This is a genomic window from Arthrobacter sp. SDTb3-6, from assembly GCF_013376095.1.
Lineage (GTDB): Bacteria > Actinomycetota > Actinomycetes > Actinomycetales > Micrococcaceae > Specibacter.
Map to the genome: position 1 here is coordinate 1 of NZ_JAAMFN010000045.1, position 19,551 is coordinate 19,551.

17 protein-coding genes and 1 pseudogene are annotated in these 19,551 nt (G+C 66.4%); 10 read left to right on the forward strand and 8 right to left on the reverse strand.

What is annotated here, in order from left to right; all coding sequences use genetic code 11:
• The 4 genes and pseudogenes from G6035_RS20685 to G6035_RS20695 all read right to left on the reverse strand — a co-directional run.
• Positions 1-571: pseudogene (locus G6035_RS20685) on the reverse strand (IS5 family transposase); the annotation flags it as partial.
• On the reverse strand, positions 528-899 hold the full coding sequence (locus G6035_RS20690; RefSeq protein ID WP_371131055.1) for a transposase: 372 nt from the start codon (positions 897-899) through the stop codon (positions 528-530). The gene G6035_RS20690 and the pseudogene G6035_RS20685, both read right to left, overlap by 44 nt.
• Before the next feature lie 56 nt (positions 900-955).
• Positions 956-2,434, reverse strand: coding sequence for an arylsulfatase (locus tag G6035_RS16910; RefSeq protein WP_176618276.1), 1,479 nt, complete (start codon positions 2,432-2,434; stop codon positions 956-958).
• Between the two features lie 7 nt (positions 2,435-2,441).
• Entirely contained in the window at positions 2,442-2,759 is a 318-nt protein-coding gene (locus G6035_RS20695) for an SUMF1/EgtB/PvdO family nonheme iron enzyme (protein ID WP_371131056.1), read from the reverse strand.
• A 315-nt stretch (positions 2,760-3,074) separates the two neighbouring features.
• On the opposite strand from G6035_RS20695, the gene G6035_RS16920 reads away from it, so the two are divergent.
• From G6035_RS16920 to G6035_RS16945, 6 genes are all read left to right on the forward strand, one after another.
• Positions 3,075-4,106, forward strand: coding sequence for a sugar ABC transporter permease (locus G6035_RS16920; protein WP_176618277.1), 1,032 nt, complete (start codon positions 3,075-3,077; stop codon positions 4,104-4,106).
• Between the two features lie 44 nt (positions 4,107-4,150).
• The gene (locus G6035_RS16925; protein ID WP_176618278.1) at positions 4,151-5,149 is read left to right on the forward strand and encodes a carbohydrate ABC transporter permease; all 999 of its coding nucleotides are present in this window, start codon (positions 4,151-4,153) and stop codon (positions 5,147-5,149) included.
• Positions 5,150-5,167: 18 nt separating this feature from the next.
• The gene (locus G6035_RS16930; RefSeq protein WP_176618279.1) at positions 5,168-6,835 is read left to right on the forward strand and encodes a sugar ABC transporter substrate-binding protein; all 1,668 of its coding nucleotides are present in this window, start codon (positions 5,168-5,170) and stop codon (positions 6,833-6,835) included.
• Between the two features lie 70 nt (positions 6,836-6,905).
• Positions 6,906-7,934 carry a LacI family DNA-binding transcriptional regulator gene (locus tag G6035_RS16935; RefSeq protein WP_176618280.1) on the forward strand — a complete coding sequence of 343 codons (1,029 nt, stop codon included), beginning with the start codon at positions 6,906-6,908 and terminating at the stop codon, positions 7,932-7,934.
• Positions 7,935-8,014: 80 nt separating this feature from the next.
• Positions 8,015-9,211, forward strand: a complete 1,197-nt coding sequence (locus G6035_RS16940) for a Gfo/Idh/MocA family protein (RefSeq protein WP_256883851.1) — start codon at positions 8,015-8,017, stop codon at positions 9,209-9,211.
• On the forward strand, positions 9,208-11,061 hold the full coding sequence (locus G6035_RS16945) for a beta-galactosidase (protein ID WP_371131057.1): 1,854 nt from the start codon (positions 9,208-9,210) through the stop codon (positions 11,059-11,061). The genes G6035_RS16940 and G6035_RS16945 overlap by 4 nt, the downstream gene beginning before the upstream one ends.
• 24 nt (positions 11,062-11,085) lie before the next feature.
• On the opposite strand, the gene G6035_RS16950 is transcribed toward G6035_RS16945, so the two are convergent.
• Both G6035_RS16950 and G6035_RS16955 read right to left on the reverse strand, forming a co-directional pair.
• Positions 11,086-12,753: an APC family permease gene (locus G6035_RS16950; RefSeq protein ID WP_176618281.1), complete on the reverse strand. Its 1,668-nt coding sequence runs from the start codon at positions 12,751-12,753 to the stop codon at positions 11,086-11,088.
• Positions 12,754-12,867: 114 nt separating this feature from the next.
• Positions 12,868-13,320 (reverse strand): Lrp/AsnC family transcriptional regulator, encoded by a 453-nt coding sequence (locus tag G6035_RS16955; RefSeq protein WP_176618282.1) that lies wholly within the window; start codon positions 13,318-13,320, stop codon positions 12,868-12,870.
• A gap of 265 nt (positions 13,321-13,585) precedes the next feature.
• On the opposite strand from G6035_RS16955, the gene G6035_RS16960 reads away from it, so the two are divergent.
• The 3 genes from G6035_RS16960 to G6035_RS16970 are packed head-to-tail and all read left to right on the forward strand — an operon-like array spanning position 13,586 to position 17,228.
• A complete protein-coding gene (locus G6035_RS16960; protein WP_176618283.1) occupies positions 13,586-14,740 on the forward strand; it encodes a thiamine pyrophosphate-dependent dehydrogenase E1 component subunit alpha in 1,155 nt (384 codons plus the stop codon).
• Positions 14,737-15,834, forward strand: coding sequence for a transketolase C-terminal domain-containing protein (locus G6035_RS16965; protein WP_176618284.1), 1,098 nt, complete (start codon positions 14,737-14,739; stop codon positions 15,832-15,834). The genes G6035_RS16960 and G6035_RS16965 overlap by 4 nt, the downstream gene beginning before the upstream one ends.
• The gene (locus G6035_RS16970) at positions 15,831-17,228 is read left to right on the forward strand and encodes a dihydrolipoamide acetyltransferase family protein (RefSeq protein ID WP_176618285.1); all 1,398 of its coding nucleotides are present in this window, start codon (positions 15,831-15,833) and stop codon (positions 17,226-17,228) included. Before G6035_RS16965 ends, G6035_RS16970 begins: the two co-directional genes overlap by 4 nt.
• Here the strand turns inward: G6035_RS16970 and G6035_RS16975 are convergent.
• Positions 17,225-18,286: a cation diffusion facilitator family transporter gene (locus G6035_RS16975; RefSeq protein ID WP_176618286.1), complete on the reverse strand. Its 1,062-nt coding sequence runs from the start codon at positions 18,284-18,286 to the stop codon at positions 17,225-17,227. The two genes, G6035_RS16970 and G6035_RS16975, sit on opposite strands and share 4 nt — an antisense overlap.
• A complete protein-coding gene (locus G6035_RS16980) occupies positions 18,283-18,648 on the reverse strand; it encodes a metalloregulator ArsR/SmtB family transcription factor (protein ID WP_176618287.1) in 366 nt (121 codons plus the stop codon). The genes G6035_RS16975 and G6035_RS16980 overlap by 4 nt, the downstream gene beginning before the upstream one ends.
• Before the next feature lie 186 nt (positions 18,649-18,834).
• Between G6035_RS16980 and G6035_RS16985 the strand changes: the two genes are divergently transcribed.
• Positions 18,835-19,548, forward strand: coding sequence for an MBL fold metallo-hydrolase (locus tag G6035_RS16985; RefSeq protein ID WP_176618288.1), 714 nt, complete (start codon positions 18,835-18,837; stop codon positions 19,546-19,548).
• Positions 19,549-19,551: the final 3 nt, after the last annotated feature.

Below are 19,551 nucleotides of genomic sequence, written 5' to 3' on the forward strand. Positions count from 1 at the left end.
GGGCGTGTCTCCTAATGCTGCGCTCCAGATGGCGACGGCCTGCAGGACGACGGCCGAGCGGTAGGTGAGGGCGAGCTTGTCATACCGGGTGGCCAGGGACCGCCATTGCTTGAGCGTGTTGAAGCTGCGCTCGACGACGTTGCGGCGTTTGTAGGCTTCCTTGTCGTAGCTGACCGGCCTGCCGCCAGCGGAGCCTTTGCGCTGTCGGTTGGCCTTCTGGTCCTCCTTTTCCGTCGATGACGCACTCGATGCGCCTCTCCCGCAGGTAGGCCCGGATCGCTTTGGATGAGTAGGCTTTATCGGCCATGGCCCGATCCGGGCGGGTGCGTGCCCGTCCGCGGCCTTCCCTTTCGACCTTCAGGGCCTCCATCAGGTTCTCGAACATGGGCGAGTCCCCGCCCTGGCCCGGCCCAAGGAGTTGGACCAGCGGGCGTTGATTACCGTCGACCAGGGCGTGGATCTTGGTGGTCAGGCCGCCGCGGGAGCGGCCGATGGCGTGATCGGCAGGCTCCACGAGCAGATTCTTGTCATTCGATGGGTCCCCCTGTGTGGCGGGGGAGGTTGGTGCCATGCTGGTGGGCACGGTGGACCGTGGAATCCACCGACACCTCCCAATGGATCAGCCCGGCGGCATCCGCCCGGGTCAGCAGGGCGGCCGGGGCCTTGTCCCAGGTCCCGTCGCCACTGTAGCCGCGGTGGCGCTTCCAGACCGTCTGCCACGGCCCGAAATGCGGCGGCAGGTCCCGCCACGGGATACCGGCCCGGTACCGGTAGATGATCCCCTCTGCCATGAGGCGGTGATCCTTGAACGGACGGCCCAACTTCCCCTCGGACTCAGGCATCAGCGGGGCAATGTGCTTCCACTGGGCATCGGACAACACGGCGTAGCGAGGGTTCATTCCTTCATCCTGCCGATGCAACAGCCAGATCATTGGGAGACGGGCCCCCGGTTGGGCTAACGGGCCGCTTCGAGTCGTAGCCGGGTATGCGTCAGGATGGGCACAACGGCCCGGCCCGTGACCAGCCGGCCATCGCTGACGAAGCCCTCTTCCCGGCCGGTAAGATCCTGGACCAGCCGGGACTTCCACAGCTCCAGCAGGTGCGCGTGCGTAGGGTCCGCAGCCAGATTTTCCAGTTCCTCCGGATCCGCGTCCAGATCGAAGAGCTCCTCCGTACCCCAGCCCGAAGCCCACAGATATTTGACGTGGCCGTCCGTCACCCACTGCAGGGACTGCCCGAAATAGACGTGCTCGCCGTGCAGCCACCGGCGGACCGGCAGACCGTTTTCGCCGCGGAGTGCTGGAACCAGGGACTTACCGTCACACTCGGGCGGAACGGGCAGGCCGGCCAGTTCCAGCAGGGTGGGCATCACGTCGCGCAGTTCCACCACCTGGTCCGCGACGGCCCCCCGGAGCGCACCGCCATCCGAGGGTGCAGCAGCAACGATGAACGGTATCCGGGCGGAGCCCTCGTAGCCAACGGCTTTCCGGTAGAAGTCGTGATCCCCCATCATCTCTCCATGGTCGCTGGTGAAGGCGATGACGGTATTGTCCGCCAGCCCGAACCCGGTCAGGGCCTCCCTCAGCCGCATGATCTGCAGGTCAACGTGGGCCATCAGCCCGTAGTAGCCGGCACGGGCGCGGTGTGTGACCGCCTCGGACAGTGTGCCGAACGCGGCCTGGTGCAAGCCGTCGGTCCGCACCCGATCATAATGGTGTTCCCAGTTCCCCAGCCGGCGCCGGAAGGCAGGCAGGTCCAGATACTGCTCAAAAGCCCAGGCCGGCGGATCGTAGGGTGGATGCGGGCGGTGGAAGGACAGGTACAGGAAAAAGGGTCGGGTGGGGTCGCGCCGGTACAGCCAGTCGATGGCCTGGGTTCCCGCCCAGCTGGTCGGGTGCAGCCGTTCAGCCTTGTCCCAAGGCCGGGCTACAGTGGAGTTGCAGTTCACCCCGTGGTCAAAATACTCCTCATCCGGGCCCACCCCGGGCTGCCGCCGTAGCCAGGGCACATAGTCGTCGAAAAACCTGAAATTGAGCTTGTGCTCCCGACGGGCAAAGTGCAGGAAACCGTCGTGCAGAATCACGTCGTCGAAACCGGCCCTGCTCCGTTCCGGATAGACGTGCATCTTCCCGACCGCCTGGGTCTGGTAGCCCGCCTTGCGGAACTCTCCGGCAAGGGTGACCGGGTGTGCCACCTCGAACGGAATGCCCTCCTGGTAGCCGACCCGGCCGTGCCGCTCCTGGGACTGCCCTGTGAACAGGGCCACCCGCGCCGGAACGCAGGTGGGAGTTGCGGAATACGCATGATCAAACCGAGTCCCGGCTGCCGCAAGCTCATCCAGGTGCGGAGTTTGCAGATGGGGGTGCCCCGCCGCAGAGAGGCAGTCTCCGCGCCACTCGTCGGCACAGATCAGGATCACATTGGGACGTGTCACGACGGCGTCATTCCACGTTCAGGGCCGTCGTTGGGAAATTTCGGGGCCCCCGTCCGGAAGCCGCAGCTGCCGCCGGCGGACCTGGGGCAAGCCCTGCCAAATGTTGCAGCGGTGTTCCGGAACGCCCCCGGCGCCCACTCGTCGCTCCAGGGGTAGCGGGCCTGCGCCAGGCTGGCCCGGCGGCAAATTCCCTTTGCGCCTCGGTGGGCAGGCGCCGGCCGGCCGAGGCGCAGTAGGCCAGCGCATGGGTGTGCGAGACCTGGGTGACTGGGTGGTCCCGAATCTCCTGCGCCACTCTGAGGCGCCGCGGCCTCACGCCAGGCATCGCGGGCAGGCGGCCTGCAGCATTGCCCCATGGCTTCTCCCTCCGGCCGCACCGGCCAAGCTGATGCGAACTCTCATCTGCGGTCTTTGACTTCTGGTTTGATCCCGCCTCGGGCCGTGGCCAAAGAGGGCTCCTTTTGCCTTCATGGTAGTCCAGTCATGCCGTCACCGCAGGGTCCATATGAATAATAATGATTGATATTGCTTTATTCAATCATCATATTGCACTATGGCGCGTCTTCCCTTATGGTCTATTAAACGGTTAACGAGATGCAGGCCACAGCGATGGGCGTCACCCAAGGTAAGAGGAGAGAGCATGATCTCGACCACGAGCGAGGAACGGCAAGCGCCGTCCCGGCCGTACTGCGTGGCTTCAAGGCCTCCGGGAAAACCCCTGGGCGCACGGAAGGCCAGGAAGAGCGCCGCCGGCAGGCAGAGCCTGAGGGTGCGCTGGAAACGGGACCGGCAGATGCTGTTGATGATGGTCCCCGGGCTGGTGTTCCTGCTGCTGTTCTTCTACATTCCGATTCTGGGCAACGTCATCGCGTTCCAGGACTATCAGCCATTCCTGGGGATCCTGAACAGCGACTGGGTCGGGCTGCAAAACTTTGTGGACCTCTATTTCGACCCCGATTTTTGGGTTGCCCTGCGGAACACGCTGGTGTTGGCGCTGTGGCAGCTGGTGCTGTTCTTCCCGGTGCCGCTGGGACTGGCGCTGATCGTGGACTCGCTGATGAGCACCAAGATCCGGCGGTGGTTCCAGAGCATTGTCTACCTGCCGCACTTCCTCTCCTGGGTCCTGGTCATCGCCTTGTTCCAACAGGTGCTGGGAGGTGCCGGCCTGGTCAATAACGAGCTGCGGCAGTTGGGCCTGGGGGCCATCCCATTCATGACCAATCCGGATACTTTTCCGTTGCTGGCCACCGTCCAGCTGGTCTGGAAGGACGCGGGCTGGGCGATGATCATCTTCCTCGCGTCGTTGGCAAGCATTGACGGCTCGCTTTATGAGGCAGCCGCGACGGATGGTGCCGGCCGCTGGCGCCGGATGTGGCACATCACGCTGCCTGGCTTGCGGTCCATCATCGTCCTGCTGCTCATCCTGCGGATCGGGGACATCCTCAGCGTCGGCTTTGAACAGTTCCTGCTCCAGCACGACGCCGTCGGCCCTGGAGCGTCCGAAGTGCTGGACACCTTCACCTACTTTGCCGGGGTGGTGGGAGGCGGCTGGAGCATGGGCGCGGCGGCCGGCCTGGCCAAGGGAGTTGTGGGGGCCATCCTGATCTTCGCAGCCAATAAGGTGGCCCACCGAATGGGCGAACCCGGAATCTTTTCGAAAAAGGTCGGCTAGGTTCCCGGCCCGGCCAGGACGCCAGCCATCCAAGGAGACATGTCATGGCAATAAACGCACAAGTCCGGAATGCCTCGGACGGCACGCCGCCCAGCGGCAAGCCATCCCAGGGCAAACAGTCCAATCGGAAACTGTCCCAACGCAAACGCTCAGGCCTGACGTTCAACCCTAACCGGCCTGCCTGGAAGGAACCGGCGTCGCCGCTCTACCAGTGCATCAAGGGCGTCATCTTGGGGCTGATCACGCTGTCCATTGTGCTGCCGATCCTGCTGGTGGTCTCCACCTCGTTGGCCGATGACCAGCAACTGGTGCAGGCCGGCGGCTACGTCCTGTGGCCCACGCATCCGACCCTGCAGTCCTACGAAGCCATCTTCAGCGGATCGTTCATGTTCCGGGCGCTGGGGGTCAGTGCGGTCGTGACGGCCGTGGGCACCCTGCTGGCTTTGTTCGTCACGATCACGATGGCATACGCCACCAGCCGTCCCGTGCTTTTCGGCCGCCCGGTCCTGCTGCTGGTGCTGTTCACGCTGCTCTTCGCCCCGGGACTGATCCCGATGTTCCTGATGGTCAAGCAACTGGGGCTGCTGAACACCTTGTGGTCGCTGATCCTGCCTGGCATTTTCGGAGCCTTCAACTTTGTGGTGATGCGCTCCTTCTTCATGAACATTCCGCAGGAGCTGGTTGAAAGTGCCAGGATCGACGGCGCGGGGGATTTCAAGATCCTGTGGAAGATTGTGCTGCCGCTCTCCAAGGCCGTGGTCGCCGTCGTCGGACTGTTCTATGCGGTCGGATTCTGGAACGCCTTCTTCAACGCCATGCTCTACATCAATGACCAGACCAAGTTCCCGGTCCAGCTGGTGCTGCGCAACTACGTGGTGCAGGGCGGTGGGCTGGCGGATCAGCTGGGCATCGCGTCCGCCCCGCCGCCGCAGTCCATGCAGATGGCCATCGTGGTGGTGGCGCTGCTGCCCATTCTCCTTGTCTACCCGTTCCTCCAGAAGCACTTCAACAAGGGCGTCATCACCGGCGCCATCAAGGGATAACCCAGAAAGGGGTATGCGATGAACCGCACCTCCCAGGCCGGCGTCAGCCGGCGTAATTTCCTAGGCCTCGCGGGGCTGTCCGTGACCGCGGTAGCCATGGGGGCTTCGCTGGCCGGCTGCGGCAGCTCCGGCTCGGGCTCCGGCGGCGGAGCGGCGGCCTCGGCCGACGTAAAGCTGCCCACGTACAAGGAGTTCACCGGCATCACTGCGGAATTTGCCGGTAACGCCAAGGGTTTGCAGGCCGGCTTCCTGAAGATGCCGAGCCCCGTCCAGACGGTAAAGGCGCCGCCGCTTAAGGGCACGGTCACGGGCCTGACGGAGACGTTCGAGACGATGTCTCCGGCCATGGCGGACAATCCGTTCTGGCAGCGGCTCAACGCAAAGCTGGGCGGCACCCTGGACCTGCAGATTGCCGAGGACGTCGGCGACGGCTACCCGGCCAAGTTTGCCACGATCCTGGCCAGTGACACGCTGCCGGACATGATGTGGGTTCCGCCGAACCAAGGCATCCCCAACATCGGACCCATGCTGGAAGCCAAATTCCAGGACCTGACCAAATACCTCTCGGGGGATGCCGTCCTGGAGTACCCCAACCTGGCCGCACTGAAGCCGGATTCGTGGAAGACCGCCGTCGTCAACGGCAAGATCTGGGGCGCACCCATCCCCAGCACTCCCTTCGGTCAGGTCATGGCCGGCAACAAGAGCACCTGGGCACAGGTCGGCGGCCTGACCGCGTCCACCGCCGACGAGTTCTTCCAGAAAGCCAAGGAACTCACCCGGCCCAACGAGGGCAAGTACGCCCTGGAGCCGGCGTACATCAACATGCTGCACATGATCACCGAGTGGCTGGGCGCGCCCAACGGCTGGGCGGTGAATAAGGACCGCACCCTGACCAACCGCTACGAAACCCCGCAGTATGAGGCAGGCCTGGAATATGCGGCGAAGCTCTTCGCCGCCGGCTGCTTCTACCCGGACGCCAACGCCACAGACATCTCGAACCGGATCGTCAACGGCAGCGTCGCCGCCCAGGTCATTGTGGGCCCGCACAACATTGCCCGCTACCGAAATTTGGACAAGAACGCCCAGACGGAGATCCTGATTCCCTTCGGCTTCGACGGCAAGACCAAGCCCACCTACGACATGGGCTACGGCACCGTCGGCTTCACTCCGTTCAAGAAGACCGACGAGGGCAAGATCCGGGAACTGCTGGCCCTGATCAACTATCTGTCCGCGCCGTTCGGCAGCGTCGAGTACCTCCAGAAGAACTACGGCGAGCTGGGCAAGGACTTCACCCTGGATCCCAACGGCAACCCGGTCATGACCGAATCAGGGCAGACCGACATTCCGGGCCTGGCCAGCGCCCTGAACATCATGTCCAGCCCGGAAAATGTCATCTTCAATCCCGCGTTCCCGGACGACACCAAGTACATCTACCAGCAGGAGCAGAAACTGCTGGAATTCGCCTGGCGCAATCCGACCAACGGCACCTACTCGGACACGAATTCCAAGGTCGGCTCCAAGATCACCAAGATCATCACGGACAAGACCATCGACATCATCACCGGCCGGGCCAAGGTCTCCGACTTCAAGGACGCCCTCAAACGCTGGAAGGACGGCGGCGGAGACAAGATCCGCGAGGAGTACCAGAAGGCGCTTCCGTCGGACGTTCCCGTCTTCGGCGCGTAGATCAGGCGGGCAACTCCGGCGCAGTTACAGTAACCTGCAAACAGGACAACAGCAGAGATTGGGGGAACCGATGCGGGCTACCATCCGGAGCGTGGCCGGCGAGGCGGGGGTGTCGACGGCGACCGTCTCCTATGTGCTTTCGGGGCGCCGCGGTGTCCAGGGCGGGGCGGGGGTTTCGCCGGCGACGATCAGGCGGGTCCGCGAGGCGGCGGACCGTCTGGGGTATCAGCCCAACCCTGCCGCCCGGGCCATCCGGACCGGCCGGACCAACACCGTGCTGCTGTCCCTGACCATGCTCTCGGACCCGTGGTCGCTGGCCGTCATTGAAGCCGTCCAGCGGCGGGCAGCCCCGCTGGGCATCACCCCGCTAATCTTGGCTGATGCTGACTGGGCCCAGGTCCTGCAGAGCCACGACGCGGATGCCGTGTTCATCGACGCGGTTCCGCCCGACCACAGGGAGGACCTGCTCCGGTTGGCCGGGCGGGGTACCCGGTTAGTCGTTTTCAGCGAGGTGCTGGAGCCGGCCGGATTTGACGTGATCCGTTCCCTGGCATTGCCTGGCTGCGGGCTGGCGATGGGGCACCTGCTGCGCAGCCACACCCGGATTGGTTGCCTGACTTCAGGTCGGGGGATCGACCCGCAGCGCCCCTCCCGCTACCTGCCCTACGTGGAGGCGCTGGCCGACGCCGGGCTGGAACTGCGAGAGGACTACGTGGAAAGCTACGAGGTCCTCCCGGCCAGTGCCTATGACGCGGCGGTGCGCCTGCTTTCCAACCCGGAGCGGCCCACGGCCATCTACGCCACCACGGACTTCGCGGCCATGAGCGCCATTAACGCCGCTCAGCGAATGGGCCTGACCGTGGGCCGGGACATCGACATCATCGGGGTGGGCAACACGGTGGAGGGCGAACGGATGACACCTTCGCTCAGCTCGGTGGGACCGGCCGGATTCTTCGACGCGGTGGCCACGCTGCTGCTGGACCGGGCCAAGGGCGAAGGAGGGGAGCCGGAGGTGTTGGAATTCCCTTGGCAGCTGTTTGCCCGGGAGTCCGCGCCGCTCCGTCAGGGTTCCGGCGGCGGTTCCCATGAGCAGAGTTAGAGGATCAGAGTTAGCGATCAGCAGGTTTCCGCAGGCCAGGCTTGGCGGCGGATAGTGGCGACAGAAGGAATGAAAAGGCAGTGGATACAAGGGATTTGAAGGTCGGGATCGTCGGTTTCGGGCTGCGCTCGGGGTTATGGCGCCACGTGCACAAACCGGGCGCTGGTTCGGAGGTCACGATGGTGTGCGATGTCAGCGAGCGGGGCCGGGCGGATGCCGCGGCGAAGATTCCGACGGCGAAGGTCACCGGTGAACTGGAGGTGCTTCTGGCCGCCGGGCTGGACGCAGTGCTGGTGCTGACCCCGGACAACCAGCATGCCGCGGTAGCGGTGCGGACCCTGAAGGCAGGGATCGCCACCTTCTGCGAGAAGCCGCTCGACGTGACCCTGGAGGCCGCGGATCTGGTGCTGCAGACCGCCTATGAGACGGGGACCCGGCTGTATGTGGGGCACAACATGCGGCACATGCCCGTCGTCGTCCAGATGCGCCAACTGATCCAGGAGGGCGCCATCGGGGAGGTCAAGGCCGTCTGGTGCCGGCACTTCGTGGGCAACGGCGGGGACTACTACTTCAAGGACTGGCATGCCGAGCGGGCCAACACCACCGGCCTGCTGCTGCAGAAGGGTGCGCACGATATTGATGTCATCCACTGGCTCGCCGGTGGCTACACCAGTCGGGTCTCGGCGGTCGGGGACCTCGCGGTTTACGGCGGTGTGGCCAGTCGGAGGGACAACAGCGACCGGCGGATGGGGGACTGGTTCAATGTGGACAACTGGCCGCCGACCGAGCAGACGGACCTGAACCCGGTCATCGATGTGGAGGACATCTCCATGATGCAGATGGTGCTGGACAACGGTGTGCTGGCTTCCTACCAGCAGTGCCACTTCACCCCGGACTACTGGCGCAACTATACGGTCATCGGCACTAGGGGCCGGATCGAGAACTTTGGTGACGGCCCGGGCGGGCAGATCTATGTGTGGACCAGCAGGAGCCAGGACGGCTTCAGCGAGCCGGACCGGAAGGTTATGATCGGCGACGGCGAGGGTGGCCACGGCGGGGCGGATCCGTTGCTCATGGTGGAATTCCTGGACTTTGTCCGCAGCGGCCGACGGACCCGTACCAGTCCGGTGGCTGCCCGGCAGGCCGTGGCCGCAGGGGTGCTGGCCACCGAATCCCTGCGCGGAGACGGCTCCGCCCGCGAGGTACCGGACCTTCCTGCCGAGCTGCTGGACTACTTCCGGGACGGCCAGCCGGCCCGGATTGCTGTGGAACCGTGAGTCGGGCATCCGGGATCGCGGCGCGGGGAAGCCTGGCTGCAGCGGAATCGCGTGAACCGACGCTGGGCATCCGCAGGGGCCAGCTCTTCCGCGGCGAAAACAAGCACCGGATCCTGGCCGGAGCCATCCACTACTTCCGCGTGCATCCGGAGCAGTGGGAGGACCGGATCGCACGCCTGGCCGCCATGGGCGCCAACACCCTTGACACCTATATCGCCTGGAACTTCCATCAGCCCAAATCCGGACAAGCACCGGATTTTTCCGGCTGGCGGGACGTTGGCCGGTTCATCAGGCTGGCCCAGCGGGCCGGGCTCGACGTGATCGTCCGGCCCGGACCGTACATATGCGCCGAGTGGGACAACGGCGGGTTTCCTTCCTGGTTGACGGCCGTGCCGGGCATCGGGCTGCGATGCTCCGAACCTGTCTTCACCTCCGCCGTGGAAACCTGGTTTGACCAACTGCTTCCCGAGCTTGCCCCGTTGCAGGCCAGCCAGGGCGGCCCCATCATCGCCGTTCAGGTGGAGAACGAATACGGCAGCTACGGTGACGACCGTGAGTACCTGCGCTGGAACCGGCAGGCGCTTCAAGAACGCGGCGTCACGGAGCTGCTCTTCACCGCTGACGGCGGCACGGACTACTTCCTGGACGGCGGCGCCCTGCCGGACACCTGGGCCACGGCCACCCTGGGCAGCCGCAGCGACGAAGCGATCGAAACCTGGAAGCGCCGCCGTCCCGGCGAGCCCTTTTTCAACGTGGAATTTTGGAACGGCTGGTTTGACCACTGGACCGAGCACCATCACACGCGGGACGCGGCAGAAGCTGCAGGCGAGGTGCGCACGATGCTGGCCTTGGACGCCTCCGTCTGCCTGTACATGGCCCACGGTGGCACCAATTTCGGGCTCAGCTCCGGATGCAACTACGACCGGGTCCTGCAGCCCACCGTCACCAGCTACGACTCGGACGCGCCGATTGCCGAAGACGGAACCCTGACCGAGAAATACCATGCGATGCGCGCCGAGTACCATGCCGCAGCAGGCAAGGAACTCAAGCCCCTCCCTGATGAGCTCCTGAAGCCGGCGGCGGTGGTGCCACATCAAGAGTTGGCCGTGCGCCACGGAGCCCAGCTGTTGGACTTCGTCCGCTCCCACCAGGCCATAAACAGTGTGCGGCCCCTCAGCTTTGAGCAACTCGGTCTCGACCGGGGTCTGGTGCTCTATAGCGCCAGCGCCGTGCTGCCCGCGGCGGAAACCACCATCACGATCAGGGGGCTGCACGACAGAGCCTACCTTTGGGTTGACGGCGTCTTCGCGGGTGTCCTGGACGATGCGCAAGGGGCCGAGGTCGTCCGCCTCATGGGCACGGGAAGGCCAGTCAAGCTCGAGGTCCTGGTCGAAAACCAGGGCCGCATCAACTACGGTCCGTTGCTGGGACAGGGGAAAGGCATCCTGGGCGGCGTCCTGGTGGGCCGGAGGTACGTCTTCCATTGGGAGCAGCGCACGGTTCCGCTTGAGGATCTGGATGAGGACAGGCTAAAGGGGCTGTCCTCCCCGACGTCCACTGCGGTGGCTGACACATCCGGCTCCGGATTCGCAACTGCCGAATTCCACCTCGAAGCGCCGGCAGATGCCCATCTTGCGCTGCCCGGATTCGGTAAGGGTTTCGCCTGGGCGAATGGGTTCCTGCTAGGCCGGTACTGGGAGACCGGCCCGCAAGTCACGCTCTACGTTCCGGCTCCGGTGCTGCGTCCCGGAACCAACCGAATCACCGTCCTTGAGTTGGAACGCCTCGGGACCGCCCTGGAACTGCGGGACAGGCCGGACCTGGGACCTGCCGCATCCCCGGCGGCGTAGTACTAGCCCCCATTGCTCCCGGCGTCAGGAGGATTCGGTGAGGGTTTCCTCTTCAGCAACCACCACGGTGTTGACCATGGATTTGATCTCCTCCGTACTCAGCGCCACATGGACCGCCCAGTAGTAAATGATCAGGCTGAACACCCCCGTGGCCACAATGTCCCAGTAGAGCGGGAACCACGGATGCGCCAGCGGGCCGAAGTCGCTGACGTAGACAATGAGGCCCATGCCCACCAGGTAGACGGGCAGCCATTGGGCGGCTTTCCAGTCCATCTGCGGCTTGAGCGGGTTCAGGTTGAACAGGCGGTTGCCGACGAGGATGACGTAGCCGATCAGGATGGCGACGCCCAGCTTCCAGTCCGTGTTCCAGCCCGTCCACATGATCAGCAGGTTCGCGACAATGAAGGCCAGGGGGGACATGACGTTGGCGCCGGGCAGGCGGTACGGGCGGTCCTCATCCGGCAGCCTGCGGCGGAACGCCCCCAGGGCCAGTGGCGCCCCGGCGTACATCAGGACGCTGGCGCTGGTGATCAGGCCCACGATCGACTGCCAGGTGGGGAACGGCAGGAAGCAGATGCAGCCGATGACAAAGGCTGCGATCAGCCCCACCCAGGGCACGCCGGACTTGTTCGTCTTTTCAAACACCACAGGCACATAGCCGTTGCGGCTAAGCCCGTAGGAAACCCGGGAGGACGCCGTGACGTAGATCAGTGCGGTGCCCCCGGGGGATATGAGTGCGTCAATGTAGAGGACCGAGGCCAGCCAGCCAAAGCCCACCAGCGTGGCGAGGTCGGCGAACGGGCCCGTCATGGCCGTGTAGACGCCGTTGGCCCAGGTGGTGCCAATTTGCGAGGACGGCAGCGCCACCAGGAACGCGAACTGCACCAGCAGGTAGATGATCACGCCGATCACCGTGGCGCCGATGACGGCCCGCGGGATGTCCTTCTTGGGGTTGCTGCTCTCACCGGCCAGCTGGTCTGCCTGTTCAAAACCAAGCAGCGCGAAGACTATGCCTCCCGTTGACACGGCGGACAGGATGCCCTTGACGCCGTCCGGGTCAAAGCCGTTGGACGCGGTGAAATTGCCGGGGTGGAAATTGAAGACGGCCAGCATGAAAATCGTCAACAGCGGCACCCCGACCTTCCACCACGTGGCGGCGCTGTTGACGTTGGCAAGTTTCTTGATGCTCAGGAAGTTGACGGCCGTGACAAAGGCCATCAGCAGGATGGCGACCGTCAAACCGCTGCCCGTCAGCGTGGGCTGCGGGCCCGCGGCCGTCTGCTTGATGACCAGCCACGACTTGGCGAAGTTGTAGTGGCCGGCGTAGTTGATGATGGCCTGGACCTCGATGGGGGCCACCGTGGCGGCCTGCACCCACGAGAACCAGCCGAAGGATGCGCCCACGGCGCCGCCAAAGGCATAGTGCGGAAAGCGTGCCGTGCCGCCGGAAACCGGATACATGCCGCCCAGCTCCGCATGGGGCAGTGCCAGGATCAGGATGCAAATGCCGCCAATGACCCACGAGATGAGGGCGGCGGGGCCGGCGATCTGCAGGGCGTCCTTGGCCCCGAACAGCCAGCCGGAGCCAATGATGGAACCCGTCGAGGCCCAGAGGAGACCGATGAACCCGATCTCGCGTTTAAGCCCCGGCCTGGCGCCGGCGGATGGAACGGGTGCTTTCAACGCTGCCATGGCATGCTCCCAAGATCGCTATACCCGCACCAGAATGCGCCCGAACGGTCCAAAGATCAATGGCGGATTCGAGATTCACGGCATACTCATGGCTTGGCCGCGCCCGGCGCCCGCTCAGCGGTTGTCCAGGTCCTCAAAGATCAGGAACGTCTGGGTGTCCTGAACGCCGGGCATCGACTGGAGCTGGTCGAAAATGACCCGGCGCAGGCCGGCATTGTCCTCCGCGCGGACCAGCAGGATCACGTCAAAGTCCCCGCCCACCAGGGCAATATGTTCCACTTCCGGGATGGCACGCAGCGCCTCCTTCAACTCACGCCACGCATGCTGGCTGACCTTGAGCGTCACGTAGGCCGAGGACTTCAGCCCGGCCTTCACCGGGTCCACCAGGGCCGTGAACCTGGTCAGCACGCCGGTGGAGGTAAGCCGGGATATGCGGGAGTAGGCATGGGCGCGGGAGATGTGCACACGCTCGGCCACGGTGGTGACGGAGAGCCGTCCGTCGCCGACCAGCTCGGCGATGATCCTGCGGTCCACCTCGTCCAGCGGGACGGCGGGGTGCTCTGGCATGGGGTTCCTTCGCTGGGGTCACGGGGCGTCGCCGGCGGGGCCGTGAGACGGGCTGTGCCAGTAATGCACGTCACAATGCACTTTCGTCTTCAAGACTACGGCTTCAGTTCCGGATTTTCCACACATCGCACAAGTGATGGATACAAATAGCCAGGCAATCGCATACTTGAAGGACGGAACATCTTCACGCTGGCGAACCGCGCCGCCACCCCGCGACGGCGGGCGCGCCGGGGCCGCAAAACTCCCTGGGAGGAGTGGAAATCCAATGACGAACCATCCGGAATTCATCGAATACACCGGCAATGCCGACTGTCCGGAAAGCTACCTGCTGCCATCGGCCACGCCGGTCCAGCTCATCGCCCCGGACGGCTCGGCGGCGCCCGACGCGGACTACAAGGAGACGTACAACCTCCCGGACCCGCACACGCTGGTGGACGGCTACGAACGCCTGGTGGTGGGCCGGCGCATCAACGACCAGGCGAACGCCCTGGTGCGGCAGGGGCGGATGGCCGTATATCCGTCCTCGACCGGCCAGGAGGCCTGCCAGGTGGCCGCGGACATGTGCCTGCGCGCCGGGGACTGGCTGTTCCCCACCTACCGCGACACGGTGGCCGTGCTGGGCCGCGGCGTGGACCCCATGGAGGCCTTTGAATCCCTGCGCGGGGACTGGCACTCAGGCTTTGACCCGCACCGGTACAACACGGCCCTGCCCACCACGCCGCTCGCCACCCAGCTGCTGCACGCCGTCGGCGTGGCCCATGCCGCGAAGCTGCGCGGCGAGGACACCGTGGTGCTGGCCCTGTGCGGCGACGGCTCCACGAGTGAAGGCGACTTCCACGAGGCCCTGAACTTTGCCGCCGTCTTCCACGTCCCCGTCGTCTTCCTGATCCAAAACAACCAGTACGCCATCTCGGTCCCGCTCATCCACCAGTCCGTGGCACCGTCCCTGGCGCACAAGGCCGTGGGCTACGGCATGCCGGGCGAGCGGGTGGACGGCAACGACCTCGCGGCGCTGCTGGCAGTGGTGGGGCACGCCGTCGAACGCGCCCGCAACGGCGGCGGTCCGGCACTCGTGGAGGCGCACACCTACCGGATGGAATCGCACACCAACGCCGACGACGCCACCCGCTACCGCACCCCGGAGGAAGTGGCGCAGTGGGTCCCGAAGGACCCGCTGCTGCGCCTGGAAAAGTACCTGCGCGACGCCGGGCGCCTGGCCGCTGCAGACACCGCACGGATCTCGGCCGCCGCCGAGGCCATCGCGAAGGTGCTGCGCGACGGGCTCAACGCCGAGACCGTCGCGGACCCCGCGGACCTCTTCGCCCATGTCTATGCCGAGCCCACCCCGCAGCTGCGCGAGCAGGCCCGACAGCTCTCGGACGAGCTCGCGGCCGCCTCCCTGGAAGGAGCCCACCAATGACCACCATGGCGCACCAGCCCACCTCCGGCCCGGCCCCGGCAGGCCGCCCCGCCGCCGAGCCGGTGCACGCCGAACTCTCCGGCGTGCAGGCCATCACCTTTGCCAAGGCGCTGACCCTGGCCATGGCCGACGCCATGGCGGCGGACGGGTCCGTGCTGGTGTTTGGCGAGGACGTCGGCACCCTGGGCGGTGTTTTCCGCGTGACCGACGGCCTCACGCGCCGCTTCGGCGAAGACCGCTGCTTCGACACCCCGCTGGCCGAGTCCGGCATCGTCGGCATGGCCACTGGCATGGCCGTCAACGGCATGAAGCCCGTCGTCGAGATGCAGTTCGACGCCTTCGCCTACCCCGCCTTCGAACAAATCACCAGCCATGTGGCGAAGATGGGCAACCGCACCAAGGGCCGGGTGCGCCTGCCCCTGGTCATCCGCATCCCCTACGCCGGCGGGATCGGCGGGGTGGAGCACCACTGCGACTCCTCCGAGGCCTACTACGTCCACACCCCCGGCCTGACGGTGCTGACGCCGTCCACCGTCACGGATGCCTACATCATGCTGCGCGACGCCATCGCCTCCCCGGACCCCGTGGTGTTCATGGAGCCGAAGAAGCTGTACTTCTCCAAGGACACCGTGGACCTGGATGCCCTGCGGGCCCGGTACGACGCCGGCAGCCCCGCCCCGAGCAGCATCGGCCGTGCCGCGATTGCCCGCGAGGGCACCGATGCCACCCTGATCTCCTACGGCCCGTCCATGGCGGCCGCGCTCGCAGCTGCCGAGACCGCCGCCGCCGAGGGCCGTTCCCTCCAGGTGGTTGACGTCCGCTCCCTGGTCCCGTACGACGACGAGACCATCAGTGCCGCCGTCCGCTCCACCGGGCGGGCCGTGGTCATCGCTGAGGCCCCGGGCTTCGCCTCCATGGCCTCCGAGATTGCCGCCCGCATCCAGGAGCGCTGCTTCCACTCGCTCGCGGCCCCCGTGCTGCGCGTGACCGGCTTCGACATCCCTTATCCGGCGCCCCGGCTCGAAAAGCACTACCTGCCCGGCGTGGACAGGATCCTGGACGCCGTCGACTCACTCCAGTGGGAGGAATCATGAGCCTGCAGGTCTTCATGCTGCCGGACCTGGGCGAAGGCCTGGTCGAGGCCGAACTCGTCACCTGGCTGGTGGCCAAGGGCGACGCCGTCCACATCGACCAGCCGATCGCCGAGGTGGAAACCGCGAAGTCAGTGGTGGAGGTCCCCTCACCGTTTGAAGGTGTGGTGGCGACGCTCCACGGCGCCGAGGGCGACACGATGGAGGTCGGCAAGCCGCTGATTTCCATTGCGCTTCCCGGTGCGACGCCCTCCGACGGCGCGGAGGCCCCGGCCCCCGTGGCGGCGGTGCCCACCACACCCTGGGCAGGGGCCCCGACGCCCTCCGACGGCGCGGAGGCCCCGGCCCCCGTGGCGGCGGCCGGATCGGGCAACGTGCTCATCGGCTACGGCACCTCAGGGCATGGCGGCCCGGGGCGGACGCGGCCATCGCGCCACCACCACATGAACCAGGAATCCGCCATTGCGGCCGCCGGGGCACGAGTACCGCAGCGCCGGGCACAGCTGGTGGTCTCGCCCCTGGTGCGCAAGATGGCCCACGACTCCGGCCTGTCGCTGGCGGACATTCCCGGCAGCGGCGCGGACGGGCTCATCCTGCGCCGGGACGTGGAGGCGGCGCTGGCTCCGGCTGCGGCGCCGCCGGCCGGCGGCATCGCCCCGGCCGCATCCGGGGAAACCGTCGACGCCCGGACCGGGCTGCGCGTGCTTTCGCGGACGCCGCTGACCGGTGTGAAAAAGACCGCGGCCGCAGCGTTGGCCAGGAGCCGACGGGAGATTCCCGAGGCCACCGTGTGGGTGGACGTGGATGCCACGGCACTCGTGGAACTGCGTGCGTCCCTGAAGGCCCGGGACGGTTCCGCGCCCGGCATCCTGGCGTTCGTTGCCCGCTTCACCACGGCGGGGCTGGCCCGCTTCCCGCAGCTCAACACGCAGCTGGCCAGCGTGGACGGCACGGACACCGTCGTCGAATTTGACGGCATCAACCTCGGATTCGCGGCGCAAACGGACCGCGGCCTGGTGGTCCCGGTGCTCCGCAACGCCCAGGGCCGCAGCGCCCGGGACCTGGACGGGGCCATCCGCGGGCTGGCCGCCACCGCCCGCGACGGCAAGGCGGGGCCGGCCCAGCTCAGCGGCGGCACGTTCACCCTCAACAACTACGGGGTGTTTGGCGTGGACGGCTCGGCCGCGATCATCAACTATCCGGAGTCGGCCATGCTGGGACTGGGGCGGATAGTGGACAGGCCCTGGGTGGTGGACGGCGAACTGCGCGTGCGGAAGGTGACGGAGCTGACGCTCGCCTTTGACCACCGCGTCTGCGACGGGGCAGTGGCGGCCGGCTTCCTGCGCTTTGTGGCCGACGCCATGGAGAACCCCGCTGCCGCCCTGGCCGAACTTTAGGCGTGCGCGGCCGTTGCCTGGATGACCATGTCGTCCAGCTTCGGCAGGGCATGTCCCAGTCGGTGCCTGGCCTCGTCCAGGGTGTGCTCCACTTCTGACAGCGGCCCGTCAAGGGTGGTGACCGTTGCCGTGCCCTGCAGCCGGTGTCCCACCCAGCGCAGCTGGAGGCGCTCCACCTCGACGACGCCCGAGGTCCCGCGGAGCGCCGCCATGGCCGTGTCCGCCAGCTCCGGCTCGATCCCGTCCATGAGCCGGCGGCCGATGCTGCGCACGGTCCCCCACAGCAGGACGATGATGGCGGCGGAGATGAGCAGGCCCACGATCGGGTCGGCAAGCGGGAAGCCGAGCATCACGCCGCCCGCACCCAGGACCACCGCGAGCGAGGTGAAGCCGTCGATCCGGGCGTGCACGCCGTCGGCCACGAGGGCGGCGGAACCGATCTGCCGGCCCACCCGGATGCGGTAAACGGCCACGGCCTCGTTGCCGGCGAAGCCAATCAGGCCGGCGGCGATCACCCACCACAGGTTGTGCAACGGCTGCGGGTGGACCAGGCGGTCGATCGACTGCCAGGCCGCGACGACGGCCGAGAGTGCCACGACGGCGACGATGAAAAGCCCCGCCAGGTCTTCCGCGCGACCGTACCCGTAGGTGTAGCGCCGGTTTGCGGCCCGCCGCCCCAGGATGAAGGCGATCCACAGCGGAACGGCGGTGAGGGCGTCGGAAAAGTTGTGGATGCTGTCCGCCAGCAGCGCCACGGAACCGCTGATGAGCACCACCAGGAACTGCAGGACGGTGGTGCCAAGCAACAGGAACAGGCTGATCTTCAGCGCCCGCACGCCCTGGACGCTGGACTCCAGGGCGTCGTCGATCGAATCGGCGGAGTCATGGGTGTGTGGGACGAAGAGCTCGAACAGCCACCCCTTGAAACCAGTGTGGTGCTTATGGGAGTGTCCATCGTGGTCGTGGTCGTGGTCGTGGTCGTGGTCGTGGTCGTGGTCGTGGTCGTGGTCGTGGTCGTGTCGTGCCACGGGCGCGTCCGGGCGTTCGGTGGTGTTCATGGCTGCTCCGCATCGTGTTCATGGTGGTGGCGCGGCGTGCCGCCCAGGGAGTGTTCGGCCTGGAAGATCGCGTCATTCACCAGCTGGCTGGCATGCTCGTCTTCCAGCCGGTAATACACCCGCTGGCCGTCCTGCCGGGTGGCAACCATGCGGGCCAGGCGCAGCTTCGCCAGGTGCTGGGACACGGCGGCCGGGGACTTGTCCACCACGGTGGCCAGGTTGCTGACGGACAGTTCACCCCCACGCAGTGCGAGGATGATGCGGACACGGGTGGCGTCGGCGAGCATGGAAAAGACCTCCACGGCGAGCTCGACAAATTCCCCGTCGGGGGAACGCCCGCATACCTTCTTATCTGCGTTCATGCGCATATATTGTCACAATGTCCGGCTTCGTGCAATCGGGTCATGCCCGTCCCCGCGCCTTGCTTCCCTGTGGCGGGGCGGGCCATGCTGTAGTTCAAGGCAGCAGTTTAAGGCGACAGCATTTATAAGGCGCCAGCATTGAGGCCCAGCATTGAGGCACAGTGCCTTGGCAGCGGAGGAGGACGCATGGCCCGGCAAACCGGGCGGGCCGGTTGGCAGCACCTTGGCGGCCCCAGCCACGTGCTGCCCAGCAATGCAGCCCGCGCGCTGGTCAACATCGGGCTGGTCATCGGCGCCGAAAGGGCCCTCGTCGTCGACACCGGCTGCGGGCCCCGGCACGCCGCGGAAATCCTGGCGGCCGTCCGTTCCCTGACGCCGCTGCCGCTGGTGGTGGCCAACACGCATGCCCATTGGGACCATTTCTTTGGCAACGCCTTCTTCCGGGCCGACGGCGTGGCCGACTTTTGGGCGCACGCCGCCGCCCGGCGGGACATGGCAGCGACGGGGGAGTCCCAGCGCAAGGCCGTGTCCGGCGTCGAGCCTGAAATGGCTGCGGGGGACAAGCCCGGCACGGAGCTGGTGCTGCCGACACGGCTGGTGGACGCGGACCCTGTGGGACTGGACCTTGGCGGCGTCTCCGCCACACTGTTCACGCTGGGCCCCGCCCACACCCGAGGGGACCTCATGGTGGGTGCGCCCGGTGTGCTCTTCACCGGGGACGTCCTGGAGGAGGGCGCCGAACCGCAGTTCGAGGACGCGGACCGCGCCGGGTGGATCCGCGTGCTGCGGACGCTGGCCGGCATGGGCGCGCAGTACCCGGCCATGGTGCCCGGCCACGGCAGGCCCGTGGCGGCGGAACATGCGGCCCGGATGGCGGACGCCATGGAGGCCGGCTCCTGAGGG